Below are 15,991 nucleotides of genomic sequence, written 5' to 3' on the forward strand. Positions count from 1 at the left end.
TCAGCCCCGTCAGCCCCGGGAGCGGCGGGGGAGGACGAGGAGCACCGCGACCGTTCCGGCGGCCATGATGATCCCGTTGACGAGGCTGGTGTGCGAGACGGCCGTGGCGAACGCGTCGTGCGCCGCCGCGACGAGCTGACCCGCCGCCTCAGGGCCCGCCGACGGGTCCTCGGCGACCCGCTGCGCGACGGCGAGCGCGCCGCCGATGGAGTCCTGCGCCGTGTCCAGCGCCTCGGGCGGGAGCCGGTCGCCCACCGCCGACGTGAGGTCGTCGCGGTACGAGGTGGCCAGGAGCGAGCCGAGGACGGCGATGCCGAGGGCGCCGCCGAGTTCGAGCGCGGTGTCGTTCAGGCCGCCGCCGACGCCGAGTTCGCTCTCCGGGAAGAGGCCCATGATGGTGTCCGTGCACGGCGAGATGCTGAGGCCGATGGCGAAGCCGAGCAGCAGGAACGGCGCGAGGAAGTCGCCGTAGCCCGAGCCGGTGTCGACGCCGGTGAGCAGCAAGACGCCCACCGTGCCGATGGCCATGCCGGCGCCGACCATGATCCGCACGCCGAGCCGCGGCGTCAGCACGCCCGTGAGCGCCGCGCCCGCGAACACCGCGCCCGCCAGCGGCAGCAGGCGTATGCCGGTCTCCAGCGGCCCGTAGCCGAGGACGAACTGGAGATGCTGCGTCGCGTAGTAGATCGCGCCGAAGGTGCCGAGGAAGAAGAGGAGGACGGCCAGCATCGAGCCGGTGAAGCCCCGGTCGCGGAACAGGCGCATCGACACCAGCGGGCGCGGGTGCCGCAGCTCCCACAGGACGAACGCGACCAGGCCGGCGCCCGCGACGGCGGCCGCCGTGACCGGTCCCGTGCCCCAGCCGAAGTGCGGGCCCTCGATGATCGCGTAGACGAGCGCGCCGACCGTGACGATCGACAGCAGACCGCCGACGAGGTCGAGGCGGCCGGGGTCGGCGGCCCGCGACGGCGGGACGACCAGCAGCGCGGCGGCGAACGCGACGGCCGCCACCGGCACGTTGATCAGGAACGTCGAGCCCCACGCGTGGCTCTCCAGCAGCCAGCCCGCGACCAGCGGGCCCGCCGCGATGGCCAGGCCCGAGGTGGCGGTCCAGGCGGTGATGGCGCGGGCGCGCTCGGCGCGGGGGAAGGTGGCGACGAGCAGTGAGAGCGTGGCGGGCATGATCGTGGCCGCGCCGACGCCCATGACCACGCGGGCGGTGATGACGAGGCCCGTGCTGTCGGCCAGGCTGCCCAGCACGGAGCCCGCGGCGAAGACGACGAGTCCGGCGAGCAGTCCGCCGCGGCGGCTGTACTTGTCGCCGACCGCGCCCAGGACCAGCATCAGCGCGGCGTACGGGACGGTGTAGCCGTCGATGACCCACTGGAGTTCGCTGCTGTCCAGGCCCAGGTCGAGGGTCATGTCGGGGGCGGCGACGATCAGCGACGTGTTCGCCATGACGACGATCAGCAGGCTCAGGCAGAGGACGAGCAGCGCCCACCGGCGCCGTGCGTAGGGGCCGGTCATCCGGTCCACGGGGGTGGAAGCGACGAGGGGCATGGTCCGGGTCCTTGGGTGCGGGGGCGGGAGGGGGCGACACGCTTCATTGCACATCCATGTGCAGGTTAGATACTCGCACAGTGGTGTGCAAGTATGGGTCGCGCGCCCCCGCCCCCGTCACGGAAGCCCCGCCGCCATGACCCAGCCCGCCGCCCCCAGGCGCCGCCACGCCGTCTCGAACCGCGCCCGCATCCTGGAGGTGGCCCGCCGCGAACTGGGCGCGCGCCCCGACGCGACGCTGGACGAGATCGCGCAGGCCGCCGACGTGGCCCGCCGCACGCTGTACGGCCACTTCCCCGGCCGCGACGCCCTGCTCGACGCGCTGGCCGACGACGCCTCGGCCGCGATCGTCGAGGCCGTCGCCGCGTCCCGCCGCGACGGGGACGATCCCGAGGAGGCGCTCGCGCGCTTCGCCCTCCAGATGTGGCGGGTCGGCGACCGGTACCGCATGCTGCTGTCGCTCGGCCGCCATCACCTGGGGGAGGAACGGTTCGGCGAGCTGCTCGCGCCCGCGTTCGAGCAGGGGCGGGCGGTGCTCGCGCGGGGGCAGGAGGAGGGCCGCTTCGCCCGGCACCTGCCGCCGCCCGTGATGGCCGCCGTGCTGCGCGACGTGCTCTTCTCGCTGTGGGAGAGCATCGACCGGGGGCAGCTGGACGACGACGCGTCGCTCGCCGCCGTCACGCATCTGGTGGCGGTCGGTGTGCCGCCCGCGCGGGCGGGGGAGGTCGTCGGGGCCGTGCGCGCGCGGGGGTGAGGCGAGGGGGGTCTCCGGCCCCTTGACGGCGCGGGGGCCGCGCTGACCAGAATGAACGCGCAAGACTGAACACGATCGATCAAAGGATCACAGATGCGCGACGGGACGTTCCTCCACTTCCGGTCCTCGGGAACCAGCCTCGTGCTCGACGCCACAGGCACCGGCCTGCCCCGGGTCGCCCACTGGGGGCAGGACCTCGGCGAGCTGCCGCAGGAGGCCCTCGCCGCCCTCGTCCGCGCGGGCGTCCCGCAGATGCCGTCCAACACGCTGGACGAGGTCGTCCCCGTCGCCGTCCTGCCCGAGCACTCCGCCGGCTGGCTCGGCACCCCAGGGCTCACCGGCCACCGCGCCGGGGCCGACTTCTCCACCGCCTTCACGGTCACCGCGCTCGACGCGGCCGAGCGGCGCGCGGTCGTCACCGCGGAGGACGCCACGGCCGCCCTCGCGCTGCGCCTGGAGATCGAACTGACGGACTCCGGCCTCGTACGCCAGCGCGCCACCGTCACCAGCACCGCCGCCGCCGACGCCGCCCCGTTCACCCTCTCCGGCGTCCTCCTCGCGCTGCCCGTCCCCGACCGGGCCACGGAACTGCTCGACCTCACCGGCCGCCACCTGCGCGAACGCACCCCGCAGCGGCACGCGTTCACCATCGGCTCGCACCTGCGCGAGAACCGCAGGGGCCGCACCGGCACCGACGCCGTCACCGTCCACGCCGCCGGGGAGCGGGACTTCGGCTTCCGGCACGGCGAGGTCTGGGGCCTGCACGTCGCGTGGAGCGGCAACGCGCGGTCCCTCGCCGAGCGCACCAACCTCGGCGTCTCGCTCCTCGCGGGCGGCGAACTGCTGCTCGCCGGCGAGGTCGCCCTCGGCGCCGGGGAGTCGTACGGCACGCCCTGGGTGTACGGCAGCTACGGCCGCACCGGGCTCGACGAACTCGCCGCACGCTTCCACGGCCACCTGCGCGGCCGCGACACCCACCCCCGTTCGCCGCGGCCCGTCACGCTCAACGTCTGGGAGGCCGTCTACTTCGACCACGGCATCGAGCGCCTCAAGCAGCTCGCCGACGCCGCCGCCGAGGTCGGCGCGGAGCGGTACGTGCTGGACGACGGCTGGTTCCGCGGGCGCCGCGACGACCACGCGGGCCTCGGCGACTGGTTCGTGGACGCGGCGGTCTGGCCGGACGGGCTGCACCCGCTCGCCGAGTACGTGCGCGGGCTCGGCCTCGAATTCGGCCTCTGGTTCGAGCCGGAGATGGTCAACGCCGACTCCGACCTCTACCGCGAGCACCCCGAGTGGATCCTCTCCACCGGCGGCCGCGTGCCGCCCGAGTCGCGCCACCAGCAGGTCCTCGACCTGGCCCACCCGGAGTGCTGGGCGTACCTGCTGGAACGGCTCGACGCGCTCGTCACCGAGTACGACCTCACGTACATCAAGTGGGACCACAACCGCGACCTCGTGGAGGCCGGGCACAGCCCCACCGGACAGGCCGGCGTCCACGCGCACACCGAGGCCGTCTACCGCCTCCTGGACGAACTGCGCGCCCGGCACCCGAAGCTGGAGATCGAGTCCTGCTCCTCCGGCGGCGGACGCGTGGACCTCGGCATCCTGGAGCGCACCGACCGCGTCTGGACGAGCGACTGCATCGACGCCCTGGAGCGGCAGCTCATCCAGCGCTGGACCGGCCTGCTGCTGCCCCCCGAACTGCTCGGCGCGCACGTCGGCGCGCCCGAGGCGCACACCACGGGCCGCACGCACACGCTCGCCTTCCGCGCCGGGACCGCGCTTTTCGGCCACTTCGGCATCGAGTGGGACCTGACGCGGGCGACCGACGGGGACAAGGCGGCGCTCGGCGAGTGGATCGCGCTGTACAAGCGGCTGCGGGAGCTGCTGCACAGCGGCGCGGTCGTGCGCGGCGACCACCCGGACCCGGCGCTGTGGGTGCACGGGGTGGTGGCGGACGACCGTTCGCGCGCCGTCTACGCGCTGGCGCAGATGGCGACGACCGTGCAGTCCCCGCCCGGGCGCGTCAGCCTGCCGGGGCTCGACCCGGACGCCGACTACCGGCTGACGCCGCTCGCGCCCGGGGACGCCGTGCGCGGGCGGGGGCAGCAGGACCTGGCCTGGTGGGCGGACGGCGGCGTGACGCTGCCGGGGCGCGTGCTGGAGGCGGTCGGCGTGCGGGCGCCGCTGCAGCACCCGGAGGGGCTGGTGCTGATCGAGGCCGTACGGGTCTGAGGCGCGCGCCGCTCAGTCCTTGCCGCTCAGTCTCTGAAGTGGTCCGTCACCAGCACGACCTTGCCGGTGGTCGCCCTGCCCTCCAGCGCCTCGTGGGCACGGGCGGCCTCCGCCAGCGGGAAGCGGGTGACGAGCGGCGTGAACGTGCCGTCGGCGGCCAGTGCCATGGCCTCCTCCTCCAGCAGGCGCATGTTCTGGGGGCCGCCGATGCGTTCGAGCAGTGCCCGGCCGACGGCAGGACGGCGGACGATGTCGGCCGGTCCTGGGGCGTCCTCGGTCCCGCCGGACGCGTTGCCGTAGGACAGGTGCGTCCCGGCGGGGGCGACGAGCCCCGCCGCAGTCGCCGCGAGGCCGCCGCCGACGCCCTCGAACAGCACGCTGACGGGCCGCTCGCCGTACGCCGCGCGCACCCGGTCCGCCCAGGTGGGGTCGGTGTAGTCGACGGCCAGGTCGGCGCCGAGGGCGGCCACCGCGTCCGCCTTCTCCCGGCCGCCCGCCGCGCCGACGACGGTCGCACCGCGGTGCTTCGCGTACTGCGTGAGCAGCGCGCCGATGCCCCCGGCGGCGGCCAGGACGAGGACGATGTCGGCGGGCGTCAGGTCGGTGAAGCGGAGGATCCCGGCCGTCATCCGGCCGGTGCCGACCAGCGCCACGGCGTGGTCGGCGGGGAGGCCGTCCGGCAGGGGGTGGAGGCGGTCTGGCGTGGTGACGGCGGCCTCGGCGTAGCCGCCGGGGACCATGCCCAGGTGGGCGGCGACGCGGCGGCCCAGCCAGGACGGGGCGGTGCCCTCGCCGAGCGCGTCCACCGTGCCGGCGACCTCGCGGCCGGGGATCGTCGGCAGCTCGGGGAACGGGAGGGGGGACGATTCTTCGCCCCGCGGGCCCGCGCGCAGCACGGTGTCGATCAGGTGGACCCCGGCCGCCTCGACGGCGATGCGGACCTGGCCGGGGGCGGGGGCCGGGTCCTCGACGGTCTCGGCGCGGAGGTTCGCGGCGGGACCGAAGGCGTGGAGGCGGACGGCGCGCATGGGCGGCTCTCTTCCGGTACGGGGAGTGCGGGGCGTGGCGTCCCCACGCTAGAAGCTCAAGCCCGCTTGAGGTCAAGCGGCGCCGCCCCCGTGACTGTCAGTGGCGTACGGCACGATGGCCGCATGGTGGAAGCGCGGAAGGTGAAGCCGGTGGCGGGCCCGAAGGCGCCGCAGTTCTCCCTGCCGGAGCTGCGGCCGTTCGACGGCGGCGCGCTGGAGACGGAGGGGGACTACGACGGTCTCGTGTTCGAGGGCCTCGATCTCAGCGGCGCCGGGGCGCGCGGCGCGCACTTCCTGGACTGCGCGCTGCGGCGCTGCGTGCTGGACGAGGCGGTCCTGAAGCGCGCGCGGGTGGTGGACAGCGCGCTGGAGGAGGTGCGGGGCGTCGGCGCCGATCTGAGCGAGGCGCAGCTGCGGGACGTCGAGATACGGGACGCCAGGCTCGGCGGCCTCCAGCTCAGCGGGGCGACGCTGACGCGCGTGCGGGTGCGCGGCGGGAAGATCGACTTCCTGAACCTGCGGCAGGCCGCGCTGACCGATGTGGTCTTCGAGAACTGCCTGCTGGTCGAGCCTGACTTCGGGGGCGCGCGGCTCGAACGGGTCGCGTTCACGGACTGCGAGGTGCGCGGCGCCGACCTGAACGCGGCGACGCTGCGTGACGTGGACCTGCGGGGGGCCGCGTCGCTGGAGATCACACGCGGTTACGACCGCCTGTCGGGCGCGGTGATCAGCCCGTCCCAGCTGCTGGACCTCGCGCCCCACTTCGCCGCCCAGCTGGGGGTCCGCGTGGAGTGAGCGCGGGGACCCGGACGAGCGGCGGGCCCGCGGAACGGGCCGCCCCCCTGCGGTGGCCGCAGGGGGGCGGGGGGCGCGTCGTGGGCAGGGCCGGGAGACCGTCAGACGTTGACGCCGAAGTCCTGGGCGATGCCCGCGAGGCCGGAGGCGTAGCCCTGGCCGACGGCGCGGAACTTCCAGTCCGTGCCGCTGCGGTACAGCTCGCCGAAGACCATGGCCGTCTCGGTGGAGGCGTCCTCGGTCAGGTCGTAACGGGCGATCTCGGCGCCGCCGGCCTGGTTCAGCACGCGGATGAACGCGTTGCGGACCTGGCCGAAGTTCTGGCCGCGGTTGTCCGCGTCGTGGATGGAGACCGGGAAGACGACCTTGTCCACGTCGGCGGGGAGCGCCGCCAGGTTGACCTTGATCTGCTCGTCGTCGCCCTCGCCCTGGCCGGTCAGGTTGTCACCGGTGTGCTCGATGGTGCCGTCCGGGGTCTTGAGGTTGTTGTAGAAGACGAAGTGCTGGTCCGAGACGATCTTGCCGCCCGGGTTCACGCCGAGGGCGCTCGCGTCCAGGTCGAAGTCCGCGCCGGTGGTGGTGCGGACGTCCCAGCCGAGGCCCACCGTGACGGCCGTCAGACCAGGAGCCTCCTTGGTCAGCGAGACGTTGCCGCCCTTGGACAGGCTCACACCCATGTTTGCTCCCCTTATTCCGTTTCGCTCAGGATCGCCTTTGCGATGACGTTACTCTTACCGACCCCAACGAAGGCAACACCTGCCCGGGTTCCTGGCGCGCGATGTGAAAAAGGCCGGGCGGGGCGGAAAACCGGTGTGCGGCAGTGGCCGCACCGCAGGATCATGGAACACATGTCCGGTCCCTATCCCATCCGCGGCGCCGTCAGCCTGCCCGAGTCCGAGCTGCACTGGCGTTTCTCCCGCTCGTCGGGGCCGGGCGGGCAGCATGTGAACACCACCGACAGCCAGGTCGAGCTGCGCTTCGACCTCGCCGCCACCCGCGCGCTCCCCGACGTGTGGCGGGAGCGCGCCCTCGAACGGCTCGCCGGGCGGCTGCACGGCGGCGTGCTGGTCGTATACGCCAGCGAGCACCGCTCGCAGTGGCGCAATCGCGACACCGCCGCCCGGCGCATGGCCGCGCTGCTCGCCGAGGCGACCGCGCCGCCCCCGCCCGAGCGCCGCGCCCGCAGGACGCCGCGCGGCGTCGTCGAGCGGCGCCTGCGGGCCAAGCACCACCGGGCCGATGTGAAGCGGGGGCGCGGGCGCCGGGGTGACTGGGAGTGAGGCACGTACGGGCGGCGCGCGCCGCCCAGCACGCGCCCCGTCAGGGCAGCGCCCGGTACGCGGCGCGGTAGTAGAGCAGCGGGCCGCCCGGCTGCGGCGGCACGTCGGCCGTCAGCACATGGCCGACGACCAGCGTGTGGTCCCCCGCCGCGACGCGCTGCGACGTGCGGCACTCGACCGTGGCCAGCGCGCCCGCCACCAGCGGGGCACCCGTGACGCCGCCGAGCGTGTGCGGGACGTCCTGGAAGAGCAGGCGGTCGCTCAGCCGCCCCTTCATCGCGAAGCGCGCCGCCGTCGCACGCTGCCCCTCGCCGAGGACCGCGGCGGCCCACAGCGGCTGCCGTTCCAGCAGTTCGTCCATGCGGGAGCCGGTGCGGACGCTGACGAGGACGAGCGGCGGGTCGAGCGAGACGGAGAGGAACGCGGTCGCCGTCATCCCGGCGGGGGCGCCGCGCGGACCCTCCTCGTCGTCGTGCGCCGTCACCAGGACCACGCCCGAGGCCAGCCGCGTCATCGCGCCGCGGAACCGTTCGCCCGTCACCCCGTCGGAAGGGGCGGGGGCCTGCGCTGGATGGGGAGCTGAGCGGGGAGAGGAGGACACGTCAGCAACGCTAACCGGACCGCCGTTACCCTCGCATCGGACCTGAGAACCGGACAGCGTCTCACCACGTCCTACGTCCCGCGACCGATCCCTCTCTTAGTGTGACAAGAATCACAGTAGGCAACTAATTGCTGACCCTGTGTACCTAGTGAGCAGCTCCCTGTGATTCAGTGGCCTGTGTATCTGCACGTGCATTTCGCGCATCCGGGGGAGTGATGGAAACGGAGACCGAGCCGTACGTGCGCCTCGCGTCGCTGCGGGAGCTGCACCAGGTCGTCGCCCAGCTCGCCACCGCCCGCAGCATGGCGGACACCCTCCAGACCATCGCCGACGGGGCCGTCACCGCGCTCGGCTTCGAGCTGGCCTCCGTCAACGTCGTCAGACCCGACGGCGACCTGCTGGTGGCCGCCGTCGCCGGCGACGAGCGCGCCGAGGCGGCGCTCGCCGGGCGCACCGGTTCCCGCGGGTCGTGGGAACGCCGCCTGACGATGGGGGAACGCTGGGGAGGCCTGCGTTTCATCCCGTACACCGAGGGCTGGGTCCTCGACCACGACGACGTGCCGCAGTGGCACACCACCGGGCCCGCGCCGCGCTACCCCGACGAGTGGCACCCGATGGACCGCCTGTTCGCGCCCATGTACGCCTCCGACGGCGAACTGCTGGCCGTCCTGGAGGTCGACCGCCCGCGCAACGGCCGCAGGCCGGGCGCCTGGGGCTGCGAGGCCCTGGAGCTGTACGCCTCCCAGGCCGCGATAGCCATCAGCAACGCCCGCCTGCGCGGCAACATGCAGCGCGCCCTCGTCCGCCTCGAACGGGAGCAGCAGGCGCTGCGCGCGAGCGAGGAGAGCTTCCGGCAGGCGTTCGAGTACGCGCCGAGCGGCATGGCCATCGCCGAGGTCGGCGGCGACAACCCCGGCCGCCTGATCCGCGTCAACGACGCGCTGTGCCGCCTGCTGGGCCGCCCGGCCACCGTCCTGCGGCGCTACAGCTTCGCCGACCTCGTGCACCCCGAGGACACCGGCGTCCTGCTGCGCACCTCCGCCGAGGGCGGCCGCGCCGAGCTGCGGCTCGCGCGGCGCGACGGCTCGTACGTGTGGGTGAACCTCCGGAACTCGGTCGTCGCCGACGCGGCGGACGGCCCGCAGGTCCAGCTCACGCACGTCGAGGACATCGAGGAGCGCAAGCGCCACGAGCTGGCCCTCGCCCACCGCGCGAGCCACGACTCGCTGACCGGCCTGCCCAACAGCGCCGAGCTGCGCGCCCGGCTCGCCGACCGCGTGTGCGAGACGCCGCCCGAGCGGTTCGGCAAGGCGGCCGGGCGGCCGGGAGACCCGTTCAGGGGCGCGGGGACGCCGCAGGGGCGCCCGTACGACCACCACGAGCACGTCGTGCCCCCCGACACGCCGGGCGCGGACGGGAAGGGCCTCGCCGTCCTCTTCTGCGACCTCGACGGTTTCAAGTCCATCAACGACCGTTTCGGCCATGTCTGCGGCGACGCCGTGCTGGTCGAGGTGGCGCGCCGCCTGGAGGAGGGCGTGCGGGACAACGACACGGTGGCCAGGCTCGGCGGTGACGAGTTCGTCGTCCTCGCGGACGGCCTCGGCGCCGCGGACGCCTCCGACCTGGCCGTACGGCTGCGGAACGCGATCATCCCGCAGATGCGGATCGAGGGCCGCGTGGTGCGGGTGGGGGCCAGTTTCGGCATCGGCTGGGCCGCCTGCGGCACCAGCGTGGACGACATCCTGAAGTCCGCCGACCAGCGCATGTACATCGAGAAGCGGTCCCGGTCGGCGAGCCGCAGGCGCGCGGGCTGACGCGCGCCCCGGCGCCCGTCCGCGAGCCGTCCACGGGGCTCCCGCGCCGTCGCCCGCACGGGCCGTCCTGTCACCCGAACGCGGTAGGCTCGCGGCCGTACACCTGTCACCGAAGGAGCGGTAGTCGATGAGCTCGGGGCACACCGGCGCGGGAACGCCCGACGAGGGCGACGACCCGTTCGCCTACCTCTACCGGCCCGCCGACGGCGAGGCCCCGCGGCAGCAGGGACCGCGCCAGCCGTCCTACAACCAGGTCCGGCCGGTCGGCGAGCGCACCTACGGCGGCCAGCAGACGTACGGCGGGGCCCAGGGGCACCGCCAGCCCGGCGCGGCGTCCCCCGACGCCCGCTACGCCGCTCCCGAGACGCAGGGCATGCCCGGCGCGGGCGGCGGCGGCCACCGCCAGGGCCCGCCGGACCGGCGCAGGCCCCCGGCCGGTGACGCGCGGCGCAACGGGCTGCTGATCGGCGCCGTCGCGGTCGTGGTCGCCGTGGTGCTCGGCGTGACGGCGGCCATCGTCTTCAGCAGCGGCGGCGACGACGACACGGCCGCCGACGACCCGACCCCGACGCAGGACACCGGCGGCGGCGACGACCAGGGCGGCGACGACCCGAGCGAGGAGCCGACCGACGAGGAGACCGCGGACGAGGCCGAACTGCCCGTCGCGGCCGTCGCGGACCTCCAGCCGGGCGGCGGCGCGGCCGTCGAGAGCACGGTGACGGGCGCACGCTCCGACGGCGGCGACTACGTCGCCGTGCGCAACGCGCAGGGCTCCACGGTCACCTGGACGTTCGACATCGAGGGCGAGCCGCTGGAGCAGTACTACTTCTACATCGGCTACTCGGTGGTCGCGGACGGCCAGACGATGGCCTTCTCGGTCAACGGCGAGCCGCGCGAGGATCCGATCGACTTCAAGGACTGGAACCCGAACAGCGACGACTGGGAGACGAGCTGGGTGAAGACGTACAACAACGTCAATCTCGTCGAGGGCGAGAACACCATCCAGCTGACCTGCTCCGGCTCCTGCGACGTGCTGATCGACCAGATGCGGCTCACCGAGGAGCGGGAGGGCTGACGCCCCGCCGGTCGCCCGGCGCGGCCGTCGGCGCCGCCAGGCTGCCGAGCAGCGTGAGCGCCTGCTCCGACGGGCTGCCCGGCTCGGCCCGGTAGAGGACGAGCTGCTGGTCGGGGGCGCCGTTCACGGTCAGCGTCTCGTAGGACAGCGTCAGCTCGCCGACGAGCGGGTGCCGGAAACGTTTCGTCGCCTCCCGCGTCTTGCGCCGGACGTCGTGGCGCGCCCAGAGGCGGCGGAACGGTTCGCTGCGCAGGCACAGCTCCCCGACCAGGCGGACCAGGCGGGGGTCGTCCGCGTCGTCACCCGCCGACGCCCGCAGCCCGGCGACCGTGCTCGCCGCCACCCGTTCCCAGTCCGGGAAGAACTCGGGGGCGTCCGGGTCGAGGAAGACCAGGCGCACGAGATCGCCGCTGTGGGCGTGGCCCGCGAAGAGGGCCCGGCCCAGGGCGTTGTGCGCCAGCACGTCCAGACAGCGGCCCAGGACCACGGCCGGGGTGCCGGGCCACGCCTCCATCATCCGCCGCAGGTCCTCGCCGACCCGCTCACCGCGCCCCCGGCGCCGCCGGGCGCGCGGCGCCGGGGCGGCCAGCCGCCCGAGGTACCCGGCGGCCTCGTCGTCCAGCGCCAGCGCGCGGGCCAGCGCGCCGACCACCTGGGCGGACGGGCTGCGCTCCCGGCCCTGCTCCAGGCGCACGTAGTAGTCCGTGCTCACGCCCGCCAGCATCGCCACCTCCTCGCGCCGCAGGCCCGGGACGCGGCGCCGCAGGCCGGGCGCCAGGCCGATGTCCTCGGGCCGCAGGAGGCGCCGCCGCGCGCGCAGGTACTGCCCGAGCGGGTTTCCGCCGTCGACAGGGTCCATGGGGGCGAGGGTAGGCACTCCCGGGCCGCCGTGGGGAGGTGCGGCGCTCCTACGAAGCGGGCACCTGGGCGGAACGCTGCCTGGAGGCGCGGCGGGCACGGCCGCAGGGTGAGGGCATGACCTCTTCCGCCGCGGCGCACGCCGCGTCCCCCGTTCCCCCGCCCGCCTCCGCCGCCCTCGCCGGGCGGGTGGCCGTCGTCACCGGCGCCACCAGCGGCATCGGCGCGGCCACCGCGCGCCGGCTCGCGGCCGGCGGCGCCTCGGTGGCCCTGCTCGGCCGCCGGGAGGACCGGCTCGCCGAGCTGACCGGCGCCCTGCGCGCGACGGCCGCCGCGCCCGTCCTGCCGGTGGCGGTGGACCTGACCGACGCCGACGCCCTCGCGGCGGCGGCGGAGACCGTCCGCGCGGGGCTCGGCCGCGCCGACCTCGTGGTGGCCTGCGCGGGGGCGATGCTGGGCGCGCCCTTCGAGACCGCCGACACCGCCGAGTGGGACCGCATGCTCGACGTCAACCTGCGCGGCCTGCTGCGCACCGGCCGCGCCTTCGCCGACGGCCTGCTGGCGGCGGCCGGGGACGGCCCGGCCGACCTGGTGCACATCGGCTCCGTCGGCGGCCACGGCCTGTACCCGAACTGGTCGGTCTACTGCGCCACCAAGGCGGCCGTGGCCCACCTCACGCGGAACCTGCGGGCCGAGCTGGGGCCGCGCGGCGTCCGGGTGCACGACGTCCAGCCGGGCGTCACGCTCACCGAGCTGGGGGACGACATGCGGGACGCGGGCATGCGGGACGCGCTGGCCGGTATGCGGGCGGGCCTGCGGCCGCTGTCGGCGGACGACGTCGCGGAGTCCGTCGCCTTCGCCGTCGGGGCGCCGCCGCACGTGAACGTCGCCGAACTGGTGGTGGTGCCGGTGCAGTCGGGCTGACCGCCCCGCCTCAGCCGCGGGCGGCCGTGCCGTGGCGGGCCGTCGCCAGGACGCCGAGGAGGTGTTCCACGGCCGCCCGCATCGCCGCGCGGCCCTCGGCGAGCCAGGGGCGCGGATCCACGCGCTCGGGCGGCGTGGCGGCCAGCCGGGCGCGTACGGCGGCGGTCAGGGCGGTGTTGAGCGCCGTCCCGAAATTGATCTTGGTCATCCCGGCCGCCACCGCCCGGCGCAGCTCCTCGTCCGGCACGCCCGACGAGCCGTGCAGCACCAGCGGCACCCCCGCCGCCGCCCGCAGCCGCCCGATCAGCGGATGGTCGAGGACGGCGGACCGTTCCGTCATCGCGTGGCTGCTGCCGACCGCCACCGCCAGCGCGTCCACCCGCGTCGCCCGGACGAACGACGCCGCCTCCCCCGGATCGGTCCGCACGCCCGGCAGGTGCGCGTCCCCCGGCTTGCCGCCGACGCGGCCCAGCTCCGACTCGACCAGCAGCCCGTGCGCGTGCCCGAAGGCGACCGCGTCCGCCGTCGCCGCGACGTTCGCCGCGTACGGCAGCCGCGACCCGTCGTACATCACCGAGCCGAAGCCCGCCCCCGGCGCCTCCCGTAACAGGTCGCGGTCCGTCACATGGTCCAGGTGCAGGCCCAGCGGTACGGGGGTGGCGCGCGCCAGGGCCGCCAGCGCGGCGGCCAGGGGCGCGAGGCGGCCGCCGTGGTGCGCGACCGCGTTCTGCGAGACCTGGAGCAGCAGGGGCGCGCCCGCCGCCTCGGCGGCCTCCACGACCGCCTCGGCGTGCTCCAGCGTGATCACGTTGAACGCCGGGAGCGCGCGCCCGCCCGCGCGCGCCGCACCGAGTAACCGGGCGCTGGGCACCAGCGTCACGGCCGGACCACCCACTCCCCGCGCCGCATGACGCCCACGACGTCGAACGTCCCGTCCGCCAGGACCACGAGGTCCGCGTCCTTGCCCTCCTCGATGGACCCCACCCGGTCGGCGAGCCCCAGCAGCCGCGCCGGGGTGCCGGACAGGGCGCGCGAGACCTCGGGCACGGACAGGCCGTTCACCAGCACCGACCGGCGGAACGCGTCGTCCAGCGTCAGCGTCGAGCCCGCGATCGCGCCGCCCTCGGCGAGCCGGGCCACACCGTCCCGCACCTCCACCGCCAGCGGCCCCAGGAAATACGCGCCGTCGCCCATGCCGGTCGCGCCCATCGCGTCGGTGATCAGCGCGACGCGCGACGCGCCCGCCGAACGGAACGCGAGGCCGACGACGGACGGGTGCAGGTGCGTGCCGTCGTTCACCAGCTCGACGGTCACCCGCTCGTCCTCCAGCAGCGCCGCGACCGGGCCGGGCGCGCGGTGGCCGAGGACCGGCATCGCGTTGAACAGGTGCGTGGCCACCGAGGCGCCCGCGTCGATCGCGGCGCGCACCTGCTCGTACGACGCCTCCGTGTGCCCCACGGCCGCGACGACGCCGCTGTCCCGCAGCATGCGCACCGAGTCGGTGCCGCCGGGCAGTTCGGGCGCGAGCGTGACCATGCGGGCGGTGCCGCGCGCCGCGTCGAGCAGCTTGCGGATGTCGGCGGGGGCCGGGTCGCGCAGCAGCGCCGGGTCGTGCGCGCCGCGGCGGTGCGGGGAGATGAACGGGCCCTCGAAGTGCAGCCCGGCCAGCTCGCCCTGCTCGACCAGCTCGGACAGCGCGCCCGCCTGCGCGGCCAGGTCGCCCAGCTCGCCGGTGACGGTGGAGGCGACCATCGTCGTCGTGCCGTGCGCCCGGTGCGTCGCGACGACGCGCAGGGCCTCCTCGGCGGTCCCGGCGGAGAACGAGGCGCCGCCGCCGCCGTGCACGTGCTGGTCCACGAAGCCGGGCACGATCCAGTGGCCGGTCAGGTCGAGGGCGGGCGCCGCGTCGGGCGCGTCGCCCGCGTCGGGCGTCTCGGCGGCGAAGCGCGTGCCCTCGACGGTGACGCGGCCGTCCGGCACGACCCCGGACGGACGGACGACCCGCGCTCCGGTGAGCACGGTACGGGTGGGGCTCGTCATGGCTGGGGAACCTCCGTCGATGTGGGGAGCCGGCGTGCGTCCAGGGCGAGGAGACCCGCGCCCAGGCAGCCGGCGGCGTCTCCCAGCGCCGCCGGGAGGACGTCTGGCATGCGCTGGAACGTGACCCGGGCGGCCAGCGCCTCCCGCAGCGGGCCGAGCAGCAGCTCGCCCGACTCGGCGAGCCCGCCGCCGACGACGACCGTGCCCGGGTCGAGCAGCCGCACGGCCACCAGCAGGCCGTCCGCGAGCGCGTCCACGGACGCCTGCCACACGGCGATGGCCCGCGGGTCGCCCGCCGCGACGGCGCGCGCGGCGTGCGCGGCGGTGGCCTCGCGGTCGCCCGAGGCGGCCGCCCACGCGCGGCCCACGGCGGTGGCGGAGGCGACCGTCTCCAGGCAGCCGTACAGGCCGCAGCCGCACTCGGGGCCGCCGGGGCGGACCACGATGTGCCCGATCTCGCCCGCCCCGCCGTTCGCGCCCGGCTCGATCACCCCGTCGATGCCGATGGCACCGGCGATCCCGGTGCCGAGCGCGACGAAGAGGAAACGTGACCTGCCCGCCGCCGCGCCGATCCGCGCCTCGGCGAGGCCCGCCGTCCGCATGTCGTGGTCGATGGCGACGGGCAGGCCGCGCAGGCGCTCGGACAGGAGGCGGCGCAGCGGCAGGTCGCGCCAGCCGAGGTTGGCCGAGTACGCGGCGACGCCCGCGCGGGCGTCCACGATGCCGGGCACGCAGACGCCCGCCGCCTCGGGCGGGCGGCCGAACCTGGCGGTGCCCGCCTCGTACAGCTCCTCCGCCAGGTCGAGGATGCCGTCCACCGCGCCCTCGGGGCCGCCGGTGGGTCTGCGGACCTCGTGCAGCGGGCGGTGCCCGGCGCCGTAGAGGGCGGCCTTGATCGTGGTGCCGCCCACGTCGAGGGCGACCACGTAGCTGTCGTCGTTCTCCTGGAGAGTCACACGCGCAAGTCTCGCCCGCCGCGGGGGGAAAGGTCTAGTCCACTACGGGGTTTGCGGAACGGCGCGCCGCG

Annotated in this window: 15 protein-coding genes; 7 read left to right on the forward strand and 8 right to left on the reverse strand. The window is 75.4% G+C overall.

Going from position 1 to position 15,991, the window contains the following annotated elements:
- Positions 1-9: 9 nt before the first annotated feature.
- Entirely contained in the window at positions 10-1,560 is a 1,551-nt protein-coding gene (locus ACIBPC_RS27145) for an MFS transporter (protein ID WP_398848244.1), read from the reverse strand.
- A 136-nt stretch (positions 1,561-1,696) separates the two neighbouring features.
- Here ACIBPC_RS27145 and ACIBPC_RS27150 point away from each other — a divergent pair, with 136 nt between their 5' ends.
- Together ACIBPC_RS27150 and ACIBPC_RS27155 are read left to right on the forward strand one after the other, a co-directional pair.
- Entirely contained in the window at positions 1,697-2,314 is a 618-nt protein-coding gene (locus tag ACIBPC_RS27150) for a TetR/AcrR family transcriptional regulator (RefSeq protein WP_398848246.1), read from the forward strand.
- 93 nt (positions 2,315-2,407) lie between these two features.
- Complete coding sequence (locus tag ACIBPC_RS27155; RefSeq protein WP_398848248.1) at positions 2,408-4,549, forward strand: alpha-galactosidase; 2,142 nt, start codon at positions 2,408-2,410, stop codon at positions 4,547-4,549.
- A 26-nt stretch (positions 4,550-4,575) separates the two neighbouring features.
- Here ACIBPC_RS27155 and ACIBPC_RS27160 read toward each other — a convergent pair whose 3' ends face one another.
- Positions 4,576-5,577, reverse strand: coding sequence for a zinc-binding dehydrogenase (locus tag ACIBPC_RS27160; RefSeq protein WP_398848250.1), 1,002 nt, complete (start codon positions 5,575-5,577; stop codon positions 4,576-4,578).
- Between the two features lie 123 nt (positions 5,578-5,700).
- Here ACIBPC_RS27160 and ACIBPC_RS27165 point away from each other — a divergent pair, with 123 nt between their 5' ends.
- On the forward strand, positions 5,701-6,372 hold the full coding sequence (locus tag ACIBPC_RS27165; RefSeq protein ID WP_398848252.1) for a pentapeptide repeat-containing protein: 672 nt from the start codon (positions 5,701-5,703) through the stop codon (positions 6,370-6,372).
- Positions 6,373-6,473: 101 nt separating this feature from the next.
- Here ACIBPC_RS27165 and ACIBPC_RS27170 read toward each other — a convergent pair whose 3' ends face one another.
- Entirely contained in the window at positions 6,474-7,049 is a 576-nt protein-coding gene (locus tag ACIBPC_RS27170) for a TerD family protein (RefSeq protein WP_362961344.1), read from the reverse strand.
- A gap of 171 nt (positions 7,050-7,220) precedes the next feature.
- On the opposite strand from ACIBPC_RS27170, the gene arfB reads away from it, so the two are divergent.
- A complete protein-coding gene (gene arfB, locus ACIBPC_RS27175; protein WP_398848254.1) occupies positions 7,221-7,652 on the forward strand; it encodes an alternative ribosome rescue aminoacyl-tRNA hydrolase ArfB in 432 nt (143 codons plus the stop codon).
- Between the two features lie 40 nt (positions 7,653-7,692).
- Here the strand turns inward: arfB and ACIBPC_RS27180 are convergent, their stop codons facing one another.
- Positions 7,693-8,253, reverse strand: a complete 561-nt coding sequence (locus ACIBPC_RS27180; protein WP_362961348.1) for a flavin reductase family protein — start codon at positions 8,251-8,253, stop codon at positions 7,693-7,695.
- A gap of 215 nt (positions 8,254-8,468) precedes the next feature.
- Here ACIBPC_RS27180 and cdgB point away from each other — a divergent pair, with 215 nt between their 5' ends.
- Both cdgB and ACIBPC_RS27190 read left to right on the forward strand, forming a co-directional pair.
- Positions 8,469-10,067, forward strand: a complete 1,599-nt coding sequence (cdgB, locus tag ACIBPC_RS27185) for a diguanylate cyclase CdgB (protein ID WP_362961350.1) — start codon at positions 8,469-8,471, stop codon at positions 10,065-10,067.
- A gap of 127 nt (positions 10,068-10,194) precedes the next feature.
- Complete coding sequence (locus tag ACIBPC_RS27190; protein ID WP_398848257.1) at positions 10,195-11,142, forward strand: carbohydrate-binding protein; 948 nt, start codon at positions 10,195-10,197, stop codon at positions 11,140-11,142.
- On the opposite strand, the gene ACIBPC_RS27195 is transcribed toward ACIBPC_RS27190, so the two are convergent.
- Positions 11,120-12,001: a helix-turn-helix domain-containing protein gene (locus ACIBPC_RS27195; RefSeq protein ID WP_398848259.1), complete on the reverse strand. Its 882-nt coding sequence runs from the start codon at positions 11,999-12,001 to the stop codon at positions 11,120-11,122. The genes ACIBPC_RS27190 and ACIBPC_RS27195 overlap by 23 nt on opposite strands.
- Positions 12,002-12,117: 116 nt before the next feature.
- Here ACIBPC_RS27195 and ACIBPC_RS27200 point away from each other — a divergent pair, with 116 nt between their 5' ends.
- Positions 12,118-12,924 carry an SDR family oxidoreductase gene (locus ACIBPC_RS27200; protein WP_398848260.1) on the forward strand — a complete coding sequence of 269 codons (807 nt, stop codon included), beginning with the start codon at positions 12,118-12,120 and terminating at the stop codon, positions 12,922-12,924.
- Positions 12,925-12,934: 10 nt separating this feature from the next.
- Here the strand turns inward: ACIBPC_RS27200 and ACIBPC_RS27205 are convergent, their stop codons facing one another.
- From ACIBPC_RS27205 to ACIBPC_RS27215, 3 genes are read right to left on the reverse strand one after another with little or no spacing between them, the layout of a single operon-like run.
- The gene (locus tag ACIBPC_RS27205; protein WP_398848262.1) at positions 12,935-13,804 is read right to left on the reverse strand and encodes a class II fructose-bisphosphate aldolase; all 870 of its coding nucleotides are present in this window, start codon (positions 13,802-13,804) and stop codon (positions 12,935-12,937) included.
- The gene (nagA, locus tag ACIBPC_RS27210) at positions 13,801-14,964 is read right to left on the reverse strand and encodes an N-acetylglucosamine-6-phosphate deacetylase (protein ID WP_398848264.1); all 1,164 of its coding nucleotides are present in this window, start codon (positions 14,962-14,964) and stop codon (positions 13,801-13,803) included. Before nagA ends, ACIBPC_RS27205 begins: the two co-directional genes overlap by 4 nt.
- A complete protein-coding gene (locus ACIBPC_RS27215; RefSeq protein WP_398848266.1) occupies positions 14,961-15,920 on the reverse strand; it encodes an ROK family protein in 960 nt (319 codons plus the stop codon). The genes nagA and ACIBPC_RS27215 overlap by 4 nt, the downstream gene beginning before the upstream one ends.
- Positions 15,921-15,991: the final 71 nt, after the last annotated feature.

The organism is Streptomyces sp. NPDC049879, assembly GCF_044461265.1.
GTDB lineage: Bacteria > Actinomycetota > Actinomycetes > Streptomycetales > Streptomycetaceae > Streptomyces.